The sequence below is a fragment of the Pontimicrobium sp. SW4 genome, from assembly GCF_039954625.1.
GTDB lineage: Bacteria > Bacteroidota > Bacteroidia > Flavobacteriales > Flavobacteriaceae > Pontimicrobium.
Genome location: NZ_CP157199.1, coordinates 461,132 through 479,078, shown reverse-complemented (window position 1 = coordinate 479,078; position 17,947 = coordinate 461,132). Strand labels below are relative to the sequence as shown.

The window sequence follows — 17,947 nt, the reverse complement described above, 5'->3', positions numbered from 1 at the left end:
AATTCACTTTAATTTCTGTTATTTTTCTTACATTATTTCTAAAAGAAGAAAACACAAAAACAAAGCTCACTAAAGCAATTAAACTTAGTCCTTTTATGTAGTTCCAATTAACTCGCAATACTCAATTGTTCTTTAATATTATCAACCTCGACTCCTATATCTCCAGCTCCAAGTGTGATTATTACTTGTGCGTTGCTATTTTTGATTTCTGAAACAATATTTGCTTTTTTAATCAAAGCTTTATTTGGGTTTTTAATTTTACTCAACAACCAACTTGAATTTACACCATCAATTGGCAGTTCTCTAGCTGGATAAATCTCTAACAACAAAACGTTATCAAATTGTGATAAACTTGATGCAAACTCCTCAATAAAATCTCTTGTTCTACTAAACAGATGTGGTTGAAAAACCACTAACACTTCTTTAGTTGGATACATTTCTCTTACAGCCTGATGTACTGCATTAATTTCTTCGGGATGATGTGCATAATCATCTATAAACACCAATTCTTCTGTTTTAATTTGATAAGTAAATCTACGTTTTACACCTTTATAAGATGCTAATGCGCTGGCAAGGCTATAAGGAGCGCAACCTAATTCTATAGCCATTGCAAGCGCTATTAATGCATTCGACAAATTATGTCTACCTGGTAGGTTAAATAAAATATCTTTAATATGCTGACTAGGTGTTTTTACATCAAACACATAGCTCCCTTCTTTAACTCTAATATTTGTTGCAGAATAATCTGCTGGTTCATCTACTGCATAAGTAATTCCACTTATAGGAAGTCCCTTTTTTACAAACAGTTTTCCGTTAGGCTTTAACCTTCTTGCAAAGTCTTTGAACGATTCTTCTAAAACCTCTTTCTTTCCATAGATATCTAAATGGTCGGCATCCATAGAAGTAATGCACGCTAAATCTGGTGATAATGTTAAAAATGAACGATCAAACTCATCAGCTTCAACCACTGATACTTTACTGCCTTTTAATATGAGATTTGAATTGTAATTTTCTGTAATTCCTCCTAAAAATGCAGTCATTTCTATACCACATTCTGCTAACAAATGACCTAAAATGCTTGAGGTAGTTGTTTTTCCGTGAGTACCAGCAACTGCTAAACAATATGTGTTTTCAGTAATTAAACCTAATACTTCCGAACGTTTTAAAACTTGAAAATTGTTATTTTTAAAATAGTTTAGTTCACTATGATTTTTTGGTATCGCAGGCGTAAAAACTACTAGTGTCTGCTCAGGGTTTAAAAAGTTGTTAGGTATTTTACTAATACTATCTTCAAAATGAATGTCTAGCCCTAAGGTTTCCAACTCGTCCGTAAGATTTGTTTTAGTTTTATCGTAACCAGCAACTTGTTTTCCTTCAGCTACAAAATATCTTGCAAGCGCACTCATACCAATACCTCCAATGCCAATAAAATAGATATTATGTATACTATTTAAATTCATTTGCTTTTCAAAAGTTTTTCTACTTGGTCTGCTATATCTTTAGTTGCATTTGCCAATGCTAATTTTTTAATATTATTACTTAATAACTCTTGTTTTTCTTTGGAACTATTCAACAGTGAAAACTTGTTTTCGAAATCGACATCTAAATCTGCTTCTTTAATCAAAATTGCACCATCTTTATTAACAATTGCATTAGCATTTTTTGTTTGATGATCTTCGGCAACATTTGGTGAAGGAATAAAAATAACAGGTTTACCTACTATACATAATTCAGATACTGAGCTCGCTCCTGCTCTGGATATTATAATATCTGAAGCTGCATAAGCCATGTCCATTCTATTTAAAAACGCATGAACTTGTACATCTTTAATATCTCCATTAATCTTATAATCTTGATAGTATAGTTTACCACATTGCCAAATGATTTGCGCATTTTGCTCTTGAAAAAAATCAAGTTTCTTTACTATCAGTTCATTAATTCGTCTAGCTCCTAAACTCCCTCCCAAAACAAGTAGTGTGACTTTATTATGCTTTAACCCAAAAAAGTCTTTCGCTTCATTTGCTTTGTTCTCTATACAGAGTAAATCTTGTCTTACAGGGTTTCCTGTTTTTACAATTTTATCTTTAGGAAAAAAACGCTCTAAACCGTCATAAGCAACACATACTATATTTGCCTTTTTTGATAATATTTTATTGGTAATTCCAGGATACGAATTCTGCTCTTGTATAAGACTAGGAATACCTTTTGAAGTTGCTACTTGCAACAATGGACCACTAGCAAAACCTCCAGTACCAATTACCACGTCTGGCTTAAATTGCTTTATTATTTTCCTAGATCTCAACAAACTACTAATGAGTTTAAACGGAAAGGATATGTTTTTTAAGGTTAGTTTTCTTTGAATACCTGAAATCCATAACCCTTCAATATTATATCCTGCTTGTGGCACTTTTTCCATTTCCATTTTATCTTTTGCACCAACAAATAAAAACTCAGCATTTGGATGACGCTGTTTTAATTCGTTTGCAATAGATATTGCAGGATAAATATGTCCTCCTGTACCTCCTCCAGATAATATGATTTTATAGTTACTCATTTATATTGTCTCACTTAAAATTTCAAGCGGATTGTCTTCTCGTTCTTCCTGTTCTTTTATTTCTTGTCTTCTTGCACTTACGCTAAGAATTATTCCAATAGCTAAACAGGTAATCCAAATAGATGTCCCTCCACTACTTATTAATGGTAATGTTTGTCCAGTTACCGGAAACAGCTCTACAGCCACTGCCATATTTATTAATGCTTGAAATACTATTGGAACTCCCACTCCTATCACTAAAAGCTTCCCAAAAATAGTATCTGCCTTATGTGAAGCTATTACTATTCTAAATAGTAACAACAAGTATAATGTCATTAAAAACAACCCTCCTATTAAACCATACTCTTCTATGATGATAGCAAAAATAAAATCGGATGATGACTGAGGTAAAAAATTCTTTTGAGTGCTTTTTCCAGGCCCCAAACCTTGAACTCCTCCAGAGGCAATCGCCATTTTAGCCTTTTCTATTTGGTAATCTGCTTCTGTATCTTCTCCATTTGAAAAATTTTCAATTCGACTCATCCAAGTATCTACACGATTTGGCATCACATCAGGAAATGCTTTAGCTGCTAAAATGAATAATGAAAAAGCAACAACTCCTGTTAGTAGGATTAGAGCCAAGTATTTAATAGGATATCCTCCCATAAAAGCCAAAGCTATAATCATTGTGAAAATAATGGCTGTAGTTGAAAAGTTAGCAGGCAATATTAATATAAGCACTAAAAATACAGGAAACCAAAGTGGTAAAATGGTTTCTTTAAATGTAACTGTTTTATCCTTGATTTTTGATAAATAACGAGCTACATACACCATTAAAACCACAGAAGCCAATGTTGATGGCTGAAACGTAAAACCAACTATTGGCATTTTTATCCAACGCTTTGCATTTGTTAGACTCTCTGAAGTCTCTGGTTGAAACATTGTAGCTGCTAACAATACAAGTACTACAGGAATCATCACCATAGATAAGCCACGAAAATACCTATAAGGCACTTTGTGAACACCATACATAATTGCAAAACCAAGGAATAAATGCACAAAATGTTTAACAAAATAATTAAAGGTGTTACCGTCTCCGCTTATATATGCCAAATTACTGGCAGCACTATAAACGGGAAGGAATGAGAATATTGCAAGCAACGCTGCAATAGCCCAAATTAACCGATCTCCTTTTAAATTGTTAAATACTAATTGCATTATAGTTTTCTTACAGCATTTTTAAATTGGCGTCCTCTATCTTCATAATTCTCAAATAAATCGAAACTTGCACATGCTGGTGACAATAATACATTATCTCCAGCTTCGGCTATTTTATAGGCAATTTTCACAGCTTCACTCATAAATTGAGTTTCAACAATTACTTCAACCATATTTCCAAATGCCTCATAAAGTTTCTTATTATCAGCACCCAAACAAATGATGGCTTTTACTTTTTCATTTACAAAAGGAAAAAGTTGCTTATAATCATTCCCTTTATCTACACCTCCAACAATCCAAACTGTTGGTGCTTCCATGCTCTCTAAAGCAAAATATGTAGCATTAACATTTGTAGCTTTTGAATCGTTTATGTATTGTACTTTATTAATACGCAATACATTTTCTAAGCGATGTTCTGCGCCTTGAAAATTCTCTAGACTTTCACGTAACGTATGGCTTCTAATTTTCAACAAATGTGCAACCGTTGAGGCTGCCATTGCATTTTTAATATTGTGTTTTCCCTCTAAAGCTAAGTTTGCTGTTGGCATAATTGTTTGGCTATTATCAATTGTTATTTTTATATTGTTATCTTCTAAATAAGCTCCTTGTTCCAGTTTCTTTATTAATGAAAATGGCAATAATGTTGATTGAACTGGATGTGATTTTAAATAGTTTGTAATCTCTTCATCATCGGCATCATAAATCAAGTAATCATCTTTTGTTTGATTCATCGCTATTCTAAACTTAGAAGTGATATAGTTTTCAAACTTGTAATCATATCTATCTAAATGGTCTGGAGAAATGTTTGTAATAATAGCAATGTGCGGTTTAAATGTTTTTATTCCATCCAGTTGAAAACTACTAAGCTCAAGTACAAAATGCTCATGGCTTGTATTTAACACTTGCTTTGCAAAACTATCACCTATATTCCCTGCCATAGCTACTTTTAAACCACCTTGTTTAAGGATATGATGTATCCACATAGTCGTAGTTGTTTTGCCATTACTTCCAGTAATTCCAATGCTATTAGCATTAGTAAATTGCGAAGCGAATTCAATTTCAGAAATAACTGAAATGTTACTAGCTATTAACTTTTGAACTAAAGCAACCTTATCTGGAATTCCAGGGCTTTTCATTACGACATTAGCATTTAAAATCTTAGATTCTGTATGCTTTTCCTCTTCCCATTCAATCTCATTATGTATAAGAACTTCTTTATATTTTTTTTTAATTTTCCCCTTATCAGAAACAAACACTTCATATCCTTTTTCCTTTCCCAATAGTGCTGTTCCAACACCGCTTTCTCCTGCTCCTAATATTACCAGCCTTTTCATTAGCGAATTTTCAAGGTCACTATTGAAAGGATAGCTAACAGAATACCAACAATCCAAAATCGTGTTACAATTTTGCTTTCATGATATCCTGATTTTTGATAATGATGATGCAAAGGCGACATTTTAAAAATCCGCTTTCCTTCACCAAACTTTTTCTTTGTGTATTTGAAATAACTTACTTGCATTACAACCGATAAATTTTCAGCCAAAAAGATGCCACACAATAATGGAATAAGCCATTCTTTACGAACTGCAATAGCAATTACAGCTATAATTCCGCCAATTGTTAAGCTTCCTGTATCACCCATAAACACTTGTGCTGGGTAGGTGTTGTACCATAAAAAACCTATAAGTGCTCCAACAAACGCAGCAATGTAAATGGTAATTTCTTCAACACGAGGTATGTACATAATGTTGAGATAATCCGAGAAAATAATATTACCTGAGACCCAAGCAAAAATCCCTAATGTTAAGACTATAATTGCTGATGTTCCTGCTGCAAGCCCATCAATACCATCGGTTAAATTTGCTCCATTTGATACTGCTGTTATTATAAAAATTGCCGCAAGAATAAAAATTATCCAAGCGTATGGTTTTAAGCTTGGACTTATCCAAGTTATTAAACTAGTGTAATCAAACTCATTTCCTTTTACAAAAGGAATGGTTGTTTTAGTTGATTTTATTTCATCTTCAAATAATTTTGCCTGAGATATACTAGGGTTTTCAGCAAGCAATTCTTGTTGTTGAGCAATAGGTAATTTTTCCTTAATGGTAACATCATTATTAAAATATAAAGTAGCCCCTACGATAATTCCAAGGCCTACTTGACCTAGTATTTTAAATCGTCCTTTAAGCCCTTCTTTATTATTTTTGAATTTTTTAATATAATCATCAATAAACCCAATAATCCCCATCCATACTGTGGTAATTAATAACAAGATGATATAAATATTGTTCAGCTTTGCTAATAACAGTACTGGGATAAGGGTTGCGAAAATAATAATTATGCCTCCCATTGTTGGTGTTCCAGCCTTTTCAGCTTGTCCATCAAGACCTAAATCCCTAACAGTTTCTCCAACTTGCTTTTTTTGCAAAAATCTAATGATGCGCTTACCATAAATAGTAGAAATTAACAATGACAAAATAATTGCTATAGCTGCCCTAAAAGACAAATACCCAAACAAGGAAGCTCCTGGAAACTGAAATTCTTTTTCTAAATATTCAAATAAGTAATACAGCATCTATTTTTGCAATTGTTTTAAAAGTTCTTCTACTATTTTATAATCATCAAAATTGGTTCTTACACCATTTATTTCTTGATACGTCTCATGTCCTTTACCCGCTATTAGAATAATATCATTTGTATTAGCTAGTTGGCAAGCTGTTTTAATGGCTTGATTTCTATCTACTATCGACATTGTTTTTTTGAAGTTTTGAGGTTGAACACCAACTTCCATGTCTTTAATAATTTCTTCAGGATTTTCAGTTCGTGGGTTATCGCTTGTAAAAATGACTTTATCACTTAAAGCCGATGCTATATGTGCCATTTTTGGGCGCTTGGTCTTATCTCTGTCTCCTCCACAACCAACTACAGTAATAAGGTTTTCGTTTTTAGTGCGAATACTATTAATAGTCTCTAGCACATTTTTTAAAGCATCTGGTGTATGCGCATAATCTACAATAGCAGTGATTTTTTCATCAGAAATTAAATATTGAAATCTTCCACTAACACTATCCAATTCACTCATTAAACGTAATACCTCAACACTCTCTAAACCCAATAAATCTGCAGTCCCATAAATGGCTAATAAATTATAAGCGTTAAAGTTCCCTATTAATTTAGTCCAAATCTCATTATCGTTAATTTTTAAAAACAAGCCATTCAATTGGTTCTCCAATATTTGCGCTCTATAATCAGCATAGCTTTTTAAAGCATAAGTATACTTTTTGGAAGCTGTATTTTGTAGCATTACCGAACCGTTCTTATCATCAACATTCACTAATGAAAATGCAGATTTTGGAAGATTATCGAAGAATGATTTTTTCACATCTCGATATTCCGCGAATGTTTCATGATAATCTAAATGATCGTGCGTAAGATTTGTGAAAATTCCGCCTTCAAAACAAAGCCCTTCGGTACGTGATTGATGTATCCCATGAGAACTTACTTCCATGAAGCAAAATTCAACACCCTCATCATTCATTTCACTTAAATACTTATTTATAGTTAATGAATCTGGAGTGGTATGTGTTGCATGATATTCTTTTTCGTCAACTAAAACTTTAACTGTCGATAACAATCCAACCTTATAACCAGCTTTCTTAAAAAGCTGATACAATAAAGACGCAATAGTTGTTTTACCATTGGTTCCAGTAACACCAATTAATCTTAAATTTTCTGAAGGCACTCCATAATAATTGGACGCCATTATTGCCAATGCTTTAGATGTATTATCTACCTTAACATAGGTTACACCTTCTATAGTAATATCAGGAATCTGTTCGCAAATAATAGTATTTACTCCTTTCTCTATGACTTGTTCAATAAAATCGTGACCATCTACCAAAGTTCCTTTTATCGCTACAAATGCATCATTTTTAGATACTTTTCTAGAATCAAATTGAATCTCATTAATAGACACACTTGTGTCACCCACAACAGCATCGAGAGTAACTTTATACAATATGTTTTTTAATTCTATCACGATAATTCTAAGATTATGGTTTGCTTTGGTTTTAATTTCACTCCAGATGTAACAGATTGTTTTACTACTTTTCCAGTACCCTGCATTCGCACTTTCATTCCCATATTCTCAAGTAGTACAAGTGCATCCATTGCTGGCATTCCTTTTAAATTTGGCATGATTGTTTTATAGGTTTTAGCCACATCGAAGTATGCCTCATAACTTTTGTCTACTGCAACATGTTTTTCTTCTAAATTTTCAACAGCATCAATAATTGGTGTGTCTGTATATATTTTTTGAGCTATTTTTTTGAATACAGGTCCAGACACATCTGCTCCGTAATAACCTACCTCTTTATCTGGTTCATGAATTACCACTATGCATGAATACTCAGGATTTTCAACTGGAAAATAACCTGCAAATGTTGAGATGTAATTCAGCTTATCCTTATCAACATAATCCTTTTGGCAGGTGCCAGTTTTTCCAGCCATTGAAAAGTTTTCAGTATACAAACCATTACCAGTTCCATGTTTCTTTTCAACGACATTAGTCAAAAGCTTTTGTAATTTATTAACTGTTTCTTTAGAGCATATTTGCTTATTGATAACTTCTTTATCAAACGTTTCAATAGTATTACCGTACTCTTTTACTTCTTTAAGAAATCTAGGTCGTACCATTTCGCCATCATTAGCAATTGCGTTATAAAATGCTAATGTTTGTAAAGGCGTAAAAGACACTCCATATCCATAAGCCATCCATTCTAAGGCAATACCACTCCATCTATCATTTTTAATTCTAGGATCAGGAATTATAGGCTTACCCTCACCAATTATTGGTAGATCTAGAGTGTTTTGAAGATTCATATCGTATAATCCATCGACAAATTTCTTAGGATTATCTTTATAGCTATTATGAATTGCCTTTACAATTCCTGTATTTGATGACACTTCAAACGCTTTAGCTACAGAAATCTTACCATAACCTCCGTTTTTAGAATCTCTAACCTTTTCCCCATAAAATGTTAATATTCCATTCTCAGTATCAACTACTGTTGATGTATCAATTACCTTATCATCTAAAGCAACAGCTAACGCCATTAACTTAAATGTCGATCCTGGTTCATGTGATTCGCCAACAGCATAATTCAAACGTTCGTAATAATTTCCTTCTTTACTCCTTCCTAAATTTGATATAGCTTTAATCTCACCTGTTTTCGTTTCCATAACCACTACTGTACCATGATCTGCTTTATACTTTTCTAGCTGCTCTAATAAAGCATGATGAGCTATATCTTGAATATTTACATCAATAGTCGTGTACACATCATACCCATCTTGTGGCTCAACCTCGTTAGCATCACTTACAGGTTTCCATTGGCCTTTACCAATTTGCTGTTTTAATCTTCTACCATTTGTGCCTCGTAAATATTGCTCTCCAAAGGCACCATCTATTCCTGGGCGCGTTACATTACCCTGATCATCCCATTTTTCGTACCCAATAGTACGTTCAGCTATCCCTCCCATTGGATGCTCCCGTTTTGTGGTTTGCTCAACAATCAATCCTCCTTTAAAAGCTCCTAATTTGAGTAATGGAAAATTTCTAAATTTTAAATAATCTGAATATCCAAGATTTCGAGCCAAGAGAAAATACCTATTCTTATCTTGTCTAGCTTTTGCAATAGCTTTCTGGTAATACCCTGATGTTTTTCCATGAAACTTTGCTAACGAATCACACAAAGGTTTTAAATATTTCTTGAAGTTTTTAGCTGAAGGTGTTATAGCATCAATACGAATATCATATTTAGGAACTGAAGTTGCCAATAAACTACCATCAGCTGAATACACATTTCCTCTATTAGCTGGTATCTCAACTGTTTTTAAAGCTCTTTTTTCAGCTAAACCTCTATACTGCTCCCCTTGTACAAATTGAATATTGATTAACTTGAACACAACTAGAAGAGCGAAGATAAACATACATCCTGCTACAAAATATAATCGTTTTAATATGTTCTTCTCACTTACTGCCAAAGTTGAACTTTAATTTTGTGATTTAACTTTTATCTTTTTTGGTGGCTCTATGGAAGGCAACACTTCTCTAGCTGCTAATTTTTCTCTAATTCTTGATTCCATTTTCAACTTCATTAATGTGGAACGACCATCTATAAAGGCCGAACGGTACTCCTTAACCTCTTCTCCAAGTCGGGCTATTTCATGTACTTTTTTATCAGCACTATGTGAACTTGCAATCATTACAATTGCTAGGAATGACAAAAAGATGATCATTCTCCAATTTTTAAAAGAATCATCGCTTACCAAAAAGGTGCCTTTTAAAACATTATGAAATTTCTTTTTTACCATTCCCATCTGTCTCTACGAGACATCTTCCCCAAGGGAAGAATTGATTAGTTGTTATTATTTCTTTCTGCTATTCTTAGTTTAGCACTTCTTGCTCTATTATTTACTTTTATTTCTTCTTGCGAAGGAATAATGAGTTTTCCAATTCGTTTTAAAGGCACCTCAAAATTTCCAAATACATCTTTCTCTGGCTCTCCTTCAAACATACCACTTCTAACAAATCGCTTTACCAACCTATCTTCAAGCGAATGATAGGATATAAAACTTAAACGCCCTTCTGGGTTTAATAATTCTGGAACTTGTGTTAAAAATTCCTTTAATGCTTCAATTTCTTGATTCACTTCTATCCTTATAGCTTGATAGATTTGGGCTAGAATCTTGTTTTCTTTTCTTGGTGGTAAATACTTTTTTAATACGCTTTTTAATTGCTCTGTTGTTTCGATGTGTCCTTCTTCTCTTTCAGCAACAATTGTCCTTGCCAATGCTGGCGATTGTCTTAACTCACCATATTCCCAGAACATTTTTCTTAATGCACTTTCGTCATATTCGTTAATAACATGAAATGCTGATAATTGATCTTGTTGGTTCATTCTCATATCTAACTTTGCATCAAATCGAATTGAGAAACCACGATCCGCCTCATCAAATTGATGAGAAGACACACCAAAATCGGCTAAAATTCCATCCACCTTCTTTACGCCATGAAACCTCAGAAATCTCTTAAGATATCTGAAGTTTTCATTTATAAGCGTAAATCTGCTATCAACTATTGTATTTAAAAGAGCGTCTTGATCTTGATCAAATGCTATTAACTTACCTTTTTCTCCTAAACGTTTTAAAATTTCACGACTATGTCCTCCTCCTCCAAAAGTGACGTCTACATAAACACCATCTTCTTTAATATTTAAACCGTCAACTGTTTCTTTAAGTAAAACTGGGTTATGATATTCCATCTTCATCTTGTCCCATAACATCTTCAGCTAGATCAGCAAAATCCACAACAGCATCATCAATAGCCTTTTCGTAATTATCCTTATCCCAAATTTCCAATATATCTCCTACCGAAGTCACCACAATGTCTTTTGACATACCTGCGAAGGCAATTAAATCTTTCGCCACTAATAATCTTCCTGAAGCATCTAATTCAATAAACTTCACTCCTGCTGTAAAACGACGAATGAAATCATTGTTCTTCTTCTTAAAACGATTCAACTTATTAATCTTTTGCATTAAAACCTCCCATTTATCCATTGGATACAACTCTATACAAGATTGAAAAACAGCACGTTTCAAGACAAAACCATTTTGCATCACTGAAGACAACTGCTTCTTAAAAGCCGATGGCAACATCAATCTCCCTTTAGAGTCAATCTTACATTCGTATGTTCCAATGAGTGAATTCAAGTCTTTTTTCTCCTTTTTATATATAAGTTTCAAATCTAATAAAAATTTCTCCACTTTTTACCACTTTATGACACTTTGTTAATAAATTTCTATCAAACACTAAAAAATTAGTTAAAAACTTAAAAAATCGCATCAAGGAGTTTCTGAAAATCAAACGATTATAGCATAGAAAATATCTAGCCTACATTGTCCATTTATAAACAAACACAAAGCCTTTTTAGAGACGGACATTGTTTATTGGGTTTTATCTATCTTAAAATAAATTTATGTAGATTTGCCATTAAGAGAAACCACAACTATAACATGACTCACGCTTTAAAAAAGGAAGGCAATTATAGCTATATTGAAGTAGGAGAAGGCACTCCAATTATCATTTTACACGGATTAATGGGTGGCTTAAGTAATTTTGATGGCGTTACAGATTTTTTTAGTCAAAATGGCTATAAAATTGTAATTCCTGAACTTCCAATTTATACCATGTCATTACTCAAAACCAACGTTAAGAGTTTTGCAAAATATTTAAAAGACTTTATTGATTTTAAAGGTTATAAAGAAGTAATACTACTAGGAAACTCTTTAGGTGGACATATTGGTTTATATCACACCAAACTTTATCACGAAAAAGTAAAAGCTCTGGTTATTACTGGGAGCTCTGGATTGTACGAAAGTGCAATGGGAGGCGGCTATACTAAACGTAGTGACTATGAGGTTATTAAGAAAAAGGCGCAAGATGTTTTTTATGATCCTGCCGTTGCAACTAAAGAAATTGTTGACGAAGTTTACGCTACAGTAAATGATAGAAATAAACTTATAAAAACACTAGCTATTGCTAAAAGTGCTATACGACATAACATGGCAAAAGATTTGCCAAAAATGCATACACCAACCTGCATTATTTGGGGTAAAAACGATAATGTAACTCCACCTGAAGTTGCTGTAGAATTTAATGATTTACTACCAGATTCTGATTTGTTTTGGATTGATAAATGTGGGCATGCAGCAATGATGGAACATCCAAACACTTTTAACAAACTTCTTTTTGATTGGTTAAAGAAAAGAGAATTTTAAATTTTCTCGCATGCAAATAAAATCCGCAGAATTTGTTGTTAGCAATCAAGATGTTGCTAAATGTCCAAATAACAATATTCCAGAATATGCTTTTATTGGAAGAAGTAATGTTGGTAAATCTTCTTTAATAAACATGCTTACTGAAAGAAAAAGTTTAGCAAAAACATCTGGAAGGCCAGGAAAAACACAATTAATTAATCATTTTATTATTAATAGCAATTGGTATTTAGTTGATTTACCTGGATACGGCTATGCTAGAGTTTCAAAATCAACCAAAAAAGTATTTCAGAAATTTATTACTGCGTATTTTGAAAAACGCGAACAACTAGTATCTGCTTTTGTTCTTGTAGATATAAGACACACTCCGCAACCTATTGATTTAGAGTTTATGCAGTGGTTAGGAGAAAACACAATTCCATTTTCAATTATTTTCACTAAAGCAGATAAACTAAAACCAAAAGCTATTGAAAAGCATATTGAAGACTATAAAAACATTCTTCTAGAAACATGGGAAGAGATGCCAAATTATTTTGTTACCTCAGCCTCTAAGAAAATTGGAAGAGATTCCCTTTTAGAATACATTGATTCTATTAATAAAGAATTAAACCAGAACAAAAATTAGTCTTGCTCTAGAACAGATTGAATTGGCAATCCAATATTTCCATTTGGAAAGCTAATCCCTAATAAAGAGGATATTGTTGGTGCAATATCTACTATTCTAGTTCGCTCTACAGTATTACCATTTTTAATTCCATTTCCATAGAATAACAATGGTACATGAGTATCATAACTCATTCCACTACCATGAGTAGAGCCAGTAAGCATATAAGAAATTGTTGCAGGATCGTAAACATAAATTACGTCACCAGAGCGTTTTTGACTAAATCCGTTTTGAATTAGCTTCTCAATACCACTACCATATGATGTATTAGACATAGCATAAGCTGTATATGCTTTATCAATGTTTTTATAATTGATTATCTCATTTACAATAGCATCTTGAACTTCATGCAAATCTAAATTGAGTTCTTTTACTTTTTCTCTATTTAAAAACACCTGCATATTACTTACATTTTCAATCAAATTATCAGAATTATATTTGCTCTTTAAAAAAGTTTCAAACCTTACTTTTGTTTCCTTAGAACTCACATACCCAGCTGGTATTTTTACGCTTTTCAAATAAGAAGGCACATGAACTGCACCATGATCTGCCGTTAAAAATACTGTGTAATTTCCTTTCCCCACTTTGGTATCCAATGCATTAAATAAGCGTTCCAAATCTTTATCTAATCGAAGATATGTGTCTTGAACTTCTTTAGAGTTTGCTCCAAAATTATGACCAACATAATCTGGACTAGAAAAACTTACTGCAAGCACATCAGTTATGTTATCTTGTCCTAATTGCTCGCCATCAATTGCAGCAATCGCAAAATCAGCTACAATACTATTACCAAAAGGTGTAGATTTAAGAATATCATACCCTCCATTTTTAGCACTTAGCATTTTTAAATCATAAGGAAATGTAGCAGTTTCTTTGCCTTTAAATCCTTCTTCAAACTCATTTAAATCACTTCCACTTTCAACATAACTTTCAATATCATATAAGGTATTCCATTCTTTCATATACTTTGAAACACTTTTGCTTTCATTATATATTTTCACCCAATTAGGTAATTCAGTCATATAATGAGTACTTGTAATAAATTTCCCTTCTAGTTTTCCTTGAAACCAATATGCTCCATTAGCTGTATGTCCTGCAGGTAAGACTGCGCCTCTATCTTTAATAGAAATACCTATAGTTTTACCTCTCATTTGCGTAAACAATCTGTTTTCATCAGCAAAAGTGGTTGTTTTCATTCTATGAGGCGACATTTGTCCTGCGTCACTTTCTGTTCCAACTGAAGCTACTGAATCATCACCTGCACAATACACACTTTTCTTAACCTCTTTATCGTACCAGTTGTTTCCAATAACACCATGATATTTTGGTGTAGTACCAGTGTAAATAGAAGCATGACCAGGTCCTGTATAAGTTGGCACATAGTTATAATGATTATTCTTGCAGTTAAATCCTTCGTTAATCATTCTCATAAATCCACCTTCTCCAAATTTTTCTTGAAATCTTGTTAAATATTCATAACGCATTTGATCTACTACAATACCAACAACCAATTTAGTTTTTACACTATCCGTTGTCGACTTATTAACATTAGCCGTTTGTTTTTGTGCTACACAAGAAAAACTAAACGAGACACATATAATAAATAACAAGAAATTCTTCATCATAATTATTTTTTATCTTATAAATCAAAAATACGTTTTTTAATAATTCTTATGTTGTTTAGACGTTAAATAATAATTGTATTTTTTACTTTAGCGGTAACAAAATTAAATATGACATATCTAAGTAATATTGGTCTCTATTTTTTAATGATAAAGGAAATGTTTCGTAAACCAACAAAGTGGTCGGTTATGAAAGGTTTAATTTTAAAAGATATTGACGACCTTGTTATTGGATCATTAGGTATTGTCGCATTTATATCGTTTTTTGTTGGAGGTGTTATTACCATACAAACAGCTTTAAATATCACCAATCCATTGATTCCAAAATACTTGGTAGGTTTTGCTACCAGACAATCAGTAATATTAGAGTTTGCACCAACATTTACTTCTATTATTATGGCTGGAAAAGTTGGCTCATTTATTACTTCAAGCATAGGAACCATGAGAGTTACAGAGCAAATTGATGCTCTTGAAGTAATGGGAATTAATTCTTTAAACTATTTAGTTTTTCCAAAAACGATTGCCATGATGTTATATCCATTTGCAATAGCTATTGGTATGTTTTTAGGTATTTTAGGTGGTATGGCTGCATGTGTTTACGGAGGATATACAACTTTAGAAGATTATATTACTGGTGTTCAAATGGACTTTGATGGATTCCATATGACCTATTCATTTCTAAAAACTTTTGTGTTTGCATTTATTCTAGCAACAATCCCTTCATTTCATGGGTATTACATGAAAGGTGGCGCTTTAGAGGTTGGAAAGGCAAGTACTACATCGTTTGTTTGGACAAGTGTTGTGATTATTTTAATAAACTATATACTAACTGATATGCTCTTAGGATAATGATAGAAGTAAAAGGCTTACATAAATCGTTTGGTGATGCACATATTTTAAAAGGTATAGATGCGTATTTCGAAAAAGGAGAAACCAGTTTGGTTATTGGGCAAAGTGGCTCTGGAAAAACAGTATTTATAAAGTGTCTTTTAGGTTTATTCCTTTATGATGAAGGCACTATATCGTATGATGGAAAAATTTATTCTAAATTATCTGAAGATCAAAAAAGAGATTTGAGAGCAGAAATTGGTATGGTTTTTCAAGGCAGTGCTTTATTTGATTCTATGACTATACAGGAAAATGTTATGTTTCCATTACGCATGTTTACAAAAATGAGTGAAAGTGAAATGAAAGATCGCGCAGATGTCGTTTTAAAACGGGTAAATCTAGATGATGCTCATAACAAAATGCCAAGTGAAGCTTCGGGAGGTATGCAAAAGCGTGTAGCTATTGCTAGAGCTATTGTAAACAATCCTAAATACTTGTTTTGTGATGAACCCAACTCTGGCTTAGATCCAAAAACAGCTATAGTTATAGACAACCTTATTCAAGAGATTACAGATGAGTATCAAATAGTTACTGTAATTAATTCTCACGATATGAATTCTGTTATGGAAATTGGTGAGAAAATAGTGTTTCTACAACACGGTCATAAAGAATGGGAAGGTTCTAGAGAAACCATCTTTAAAACCGACAACAAAGCTGTTACAGATTTTGTTTACTCATCAGAACTATTTAAAAAAGTACGTAAAATGTATTTAGAAGAAAAACAGTAATCTAATTTCTTTTAATTACCACATTTTGCAATTTTAATTCTTGTTTTAACCAATTACTCAACTCAATTTCTTTTACTCCCATTATACTATCTGTAAGCGACGTGTTCCATTTAACATTTGCAATAGCTATGGTATCGGCTTTTCTAAAATCAGACGATGTTAACATTTTTGCATATCCAAAATATTGTAAATCTGTAAATTGAATTTTGGCATCTTTAGCTAAAGATGTAAAATCATTAGCATCAAGAATATTACTTTTTTTAGTAAATTGCATCTTAATACTATCTATTTCTTTTTGTCTCAAAATTAACAAACTATCACGCTCTTCAATTGTAATAAGTGCTTTGTCGTATAAATCCATTAATCGTTCTGCACTAACATTTTTGTTACCGTTAATAACAAGATCAAAATCTTTAATATTACTATATTTATTTAATTCATTACGCAAATCAGATTCTGTTGCATCTGCAATTTCGCCATTAAAATATAGTGTAATTCTTTTATTATCTGAATCAAGTTTTTCTCGCTGTAACCAGAGTGATTCGTTAGATTCCACTTCATTAGTAATGAATTGTTTATAATCATTTTGCAATTTACTTTCTCCCCAAACATTATAAAATGTCCATCCAGCAGGAACCATTGCAATGAGCGCAAGTAAACCTGCAAACTTAGCAATCCGTCTTCTTTTTGCTGAATTAGCATATCGAAGCATTGGGAAACGCAATAATTTCAAGACCAAAAATGTAGCTAAGGCAATAAATACAGTATTAATACTAAACAAATACATGGCACCACCAAAGTAGCTCCAATTTCCTTTTGCAAGTCCATAACCAGCAGTACATAATGGTGGCATTAAAGCAGTTGCAATAGCTACACCAAAAATTACTGAAGCTATAGTTCCTTTTTTAGTTCGTGCAATAATTAATGCTAAACCACCAAAAAAAGCAATTAATACATCTCGAATATCTGGACGTGTTCTACCTAGTAATTCAGAAGTGTCTTCACTAAGTGGAAACAACCAAAAAAACAAAAATGCAGTCAATAAACTCAACACAATCATGACTGCCAAATTTATAAGTGATTTACGAAGTGTATCAATATCATTAATAGCAATAGACATTCCAACTCCCAAAATAGGGCCCATTAATGGTGAAATTAACATCGCTCCAATTACAACAGCAGTTGAGTTAGCATTAAGACCAACTGACGCCACCATAATAGAACATATTAAAATCCAAGACGTTGCTCCTTTTAAAGGTATATCTGCCTTTATAGCATTAATAGTTGCATCTCGATCGGTATCATTCCTGAAACTAAAAATTCCATATAAGAATTGTTTAGAACTACTAACTAACCCTTTAGCATCTTTTACAATGGCTTCTTTTTGTTCTTCTACAACTTTATTTTGAGCAGCTTGCTCATCTTCAGTAAAATTGAACTTATTTTCTTCCAT

16 protein-coding genes are annotated in these 17,947 nt (G+C 32.6%); 4 read left to right on the top strand and 12 right to left on the bottom strand.

The window, feature by feature from the left end; all coding sequences use genetic code 11:
* Window positions 1–107: 107 nt before the first annotated feature.
* From murC to mraZ, 10 genes are all read right to left on the bottom strand, one after another.
* The gene (gene murC, locus ABGB03_RS02225; RefSeq protein ID WP_347924475.1) at window positions 108–1,460 is read right to left on the bottom strand and encodes a UDP-N-acetylmuramate--L-alanine ligase; all 1,353 of its coding nucleotides are present in this window, start codon (window positions 1,458–1,460) and stop codon (window positions 108–110) included.
* Window positions 1,457–2,554, bottom strand: a complete 1,098-nt coding sequence (murG, locus tag ABGB03_RS02220; protein ID WP_347924473.1) for an undecaprenyldiphospho-muramoylpentapeptide beta-N-acetylglucosaminyltransferase — start codon at window positions 2,552–2,554, stop codon at window positions 1,457–1,459. Before murG ends, murC begins: the two co-directional genes overlap by 4 nt.
* On the bottom strand, window positions 2,555–3,751 hold the full coding sequence (locus ABGB03_RS02215) for an FtsW/RodA/SpoVE family cell cycle protein (protein WP_347924471.1): 1,197 nt from the start codon (window positions 3,749–3,751) through the stop codon (window positions 2,555–2,557).
* Complete coding sequence (murD, locus tag ABGB03_RS02210; RefSeq protein ID WP_347924469.1) at window positions 3,751–5,085, bottom strand: UDP-N-acetylmuramoyl-L-alanine--D-glutamate ligase; 1,335 nt, start codon at window positions 5,083–5,085, stop codon at window positions 3,751–3,753. Before murD ends, ABGB03_RS02215 begins: the two co-directional genes overlap by 1 nt.
* Window positions 5,085–6,326, bottom strand: coding sequence for a phospho-N-acetylmuramoyl-pentapeptide-transferase (mraY, locus tag ABGB03_RS02205; RefSeq protein WP_347924468.1), 1,242 nt, complete (start codon window positions 6,324–6,326; stop codon window positions 5,085–5,087). Before mraY ends, murD begins: the two co-directional genes overlap by 1 nt.
* Entirely contained in the window at window positions 6,327–7,790 is a 1,464-nt protein-coding gene (locus ABGB03_RS02200) for a UDP-N-acetylmuramoyl-L-alanyl-D-glutamate--2,6-diaminopimelate ligase (protein ID WP_347924466.1), read from the bottom strand.
* Window positions 7,787–9,742: a penicillin-binding protein gene (locus tag ABGB03_RS02195; protein ID WP_347926364.1), complete on the bottom strand. Its 1,956-nt coding sequence runs from the start codon at window positions 9,740–9,742 to the stop codon at window positions 7,787–7,789. The genes ABGB03_RS02200 and ABGB03_RS02195 overlap by 4 nt, the downstream gene beginning before the upstream one ends.
* Before the next feature lie 63 nt (window positions 9,743–9,805).
* A complete protein-coding gene (locus tag ABGB03_RS02190) occupies window positions 9,806–10,126 on the bottom strand; it encodes an FtsL-like putative cell division protein (RefSeq protein WP_347924465.1) in 321 nt (106 codons plus the stop codon).
* 44 nt (window positions 10,127–10,170) lie between these two features.
* Complete coding sequence (gene rsmH / locus ABGB03_RS02185; RefSeq protein ID WP_347924463.1) at window positions 10,171–11,076, bottom strand: 16S rRNA (cytosine(1402)-N(4))-methyltransferase RsmH; 906 nt, start codon at window positions 11,074–11,076, stop codon at window positions 10,171–10,173.
* Window positions 11,063–11,527: a division/cell wall cluster transcriptional repressor MraZ gene (mraZ, locus tag ABGB03_RS02180; protein ID WP_347926363.1), complete on the bottom strand. Its 465-nt coding sequence runs from the start codon at window positions 11,525–11,527 to the stop codon at window positions 11,063–11,065. The genes rsmH and mraZ overlap by 14 nt, the downstream gene beginning before the upstream one ends.
* A gap of 303 nt (window positions 11,528–11,830) precedes the next feature.
* Between mraZ and ABGB03_RS02175 the strand changes: the two genes are divergently transcribed.
* Both ABGB03_RS02175 and yihA read left to right on the top strand, forming a co-directional pair.
* Entirely contained in the window at window positions 11,831–12,595 is a 765-nt protein-coding gene (locus tag ABGB03_RS02175; protein ID WP_347924461.1) for an alpha/beta hydrolase, read from the top strand.
* Window positions 12,596–12,605: 10 nt separating this feature from the next.
* On the top strand, window positions 12,606–13,217 hold the full coding sequence (yihA, locus tag ABGB03_RS02170; protein WP_347924460.1) for a ribosome biogenesis GTP-binding protein YihA/YsxC: 612 nt from the start codon (window positions 12,606–12,608) through the stop codon (window positions 13,215–13,217).
* On the opposite strand, the gene pafA is transcribed toward yihA, so the two are convergent.
* Window positions 13,214–14,881 carry an alkaline phosphatase PafA gene (gene pafA / locus ABGB03_RS02165; RefSeq protein WP_347924458.1) on the bottom strand — a complete coding sequence of 556 codons (1,668 nt, stop codon included), beginning with the start codon at window positions 14,879–14,881 and terminating at the stop codon, window positions 13,214–13,216. The two genes, yihA and pafA, sit on opposite strands and share 4 nt — an antisense overlap.
* Before the next feature lie 108 nt (window positions 14,882–14,989).
* On the opposite strand from pafA, the gene ABGB03_RS02160 reads away from it, so the two are divergent.
* Window positions 14,990–15,727, top strand: a complete 738-nt coding sequence (locus ABGB03_RS02160) for an ABC transporter permease (RefSeq protein ID WP_347924456.1) — start codon at window positions 14,990–14,992, stop codon at window positions 15,725–15,727.
* Window positions 15,727–16,494, top strand: a complete 768-nt coding sequence (locus tag ABGB03_RS02155) for an ATP-binding cassette domain-containing protein (RefSeq protein WP_347924454.1) — start codon at window positions 15,727–15,729, stop codon at window positions 16,492–16,494. Before ABGB03_RS02160 ends, ABGB03_RS02155 begins: the two co-directional genes overlap by 1 nt.
* A 1-nt stretch (window position 16,495) precedes the next feature.
* On the opposite strand, the gene ABGB03_RS02150 is transcribed toward ABGB03_RS02155, so the two are convergent.
* Entirely contained in the window at window positions 16,496–17,947 is a 1,452-nt protein-coding gene (locus ABGB03_RS02150) for a DUF389 domain-containing protein (RefSeq protein ID WP_347924452.1), read from the bottom strand.

Bases quoted from the DNA above. Each gene is read 5' to 3' on its own strand.
- murC (WP_347924475.1), bottom strand. From the start codon at position 1,460: ATGAATTTAAATAGTATACATAATATCTATTTTATTGGCATTGGAGGT.
- murG (WP_347924473.1), bottom strand. From the start codon at position 2,554: ATGAGTAACTATAAAATCATATTATCTGGAGGAGGTACAGGAGGACAT.
- ABGB03_RS02215 (WP_347924471.1), bottom strand. From the start codon at position 3,751: ATGCAATTAGTATTTAACAATTTAAAAGGAGATCGGTTAATTTGGGCT.
- murD (WP_347924469.1), bottom strand. From the start codon at position 5,085: ATGAAAAGGCTGGTAATATTAGGAGCAGGAGAAAGCGGTGTTGGAACA.
- mraY (WP_347924468.1), bottom strand. From the start codon at position 6,326: ATGCTGTATTACTTATTTGAATATTTAGAAAAAGAATTTCAGTTTCCA.
- ABGB03_RS02195 (WP_347926364.1), bottom strand. From the start codon at position 9,742: ATGTTTATCTTCGCTCTTCTAGTTGTGTTCAAGTTAATCAATATTCAA.
- ABGB03_RS02190 (WP_347924465.1), bottom strand. From the start codon at position 10,126: ATGGTAAAAAAGAAATTTCATAATGTTTTAAAAGGCACCTTTTTGGTA.
- rsmH (WP_347924463.1), bottom strand. From the start codon at position 11,076: ATGGAATATCATAACCCAGTTTTACTTAAAGAAACAGTTGACGGTTTA.
- ABGB03_RS02175 (WP_347924461.1), top strand. From the start codon at position 11,831: ATGACTCACGCTTTAAAAAAGGAAGGCAATTATAGCTATATTGAAGTA.
- yihA (WP_347924460.1), top strand. From the start codon at position 12,606: ATGCAAATAAAATCCGCAGAATTTGTTGTTAGCAATCAAGATGTTGCT.
- pafA (WP_347924458.1), bottom strand. From the start codon at position 14,881: ATGATGAAGAATTTCTTGTTATTTATTATATGTGTCTCGTTTAGTTTT.
- ABGB03_RS02160 (WP_347924456.1), top strand. From the start codon at position 14,990: ATGACATATCTAAGTAATATTGGTCTCTATTTTTTAATGATAAAGGAA.
- ABGB03_RS02155 (WP_347924454.1), top strand. From the start codon at position 15,727: ATGATAGAAGTAAAAGGCTTACATAAATCGTTTGGTGATGCACATATT.
- ABGB03_RS02150 (WP_347924452.1), bottom strand. From the start codon at position 17,947: ATGGAAGAAAATAAGTTCAATTTTACTGAAGATGAGCAAGCTGCTCAA.